The 294-nt window shown below is 66.3% G+C and carries 1 protein-coding gene; it reads left to right on the forward strand.

Annotation, left to right across the window (positions count from 1 at the left end; all coding sequences use genetic code 11):
- Positions 1 to 132 precede the first annotated feature (132 nt).
- The gene (locus AXK60_RS27290; protein WP_175400117.1) at positions 133 to 285 is read left to right on the forward strand and encodes a hypothetical protein; all 153 of its coding nucleotides are present in this window, start codon (positions 133 to 135) and stop codon (positions 283 to 285) included.
- The last annotated feature ends 9 nt before the right edge of the window (positions 286 to 294 follow it).

The raw sequence follows: 294 nt of genomic DNA on the forward strand, positions 1-294 counted from the left end.
GACGGATTGCGCACGCCGGGGCGTCAAGATGATCGACGACATCACTCCGCTGCTGGAGGCGCACTACCTTCGTCACGACTGACCGAGGGGGAGAGGTAGCCACAGCCTCGCTCAGCCGGGCATCATTGACGCATGTCCTCCTCGCCCAGCGACTTCGACCTCTACGGGAGCACTCCCGAGGCGCGGAGGATCAGCGCGCAGATCCTGGTCAAGCTGGCCCGGCAGGAGGGTCGAGAGCCCGATCAGTGGCTCCTCGACGTGGTCGCTGGCCGCCTGTCTGCTTGAACGCAGCGG

It is taken from the genome of Tsukamurella pseudospumae (assembly GCF_001575195.1).
GTDB lineage: Bacteria > Actinomycetota > Actinomycetes > Mycobacteriales > Mycobacteriaceae > Tsukamurella > Tsukamurella pseudospumae.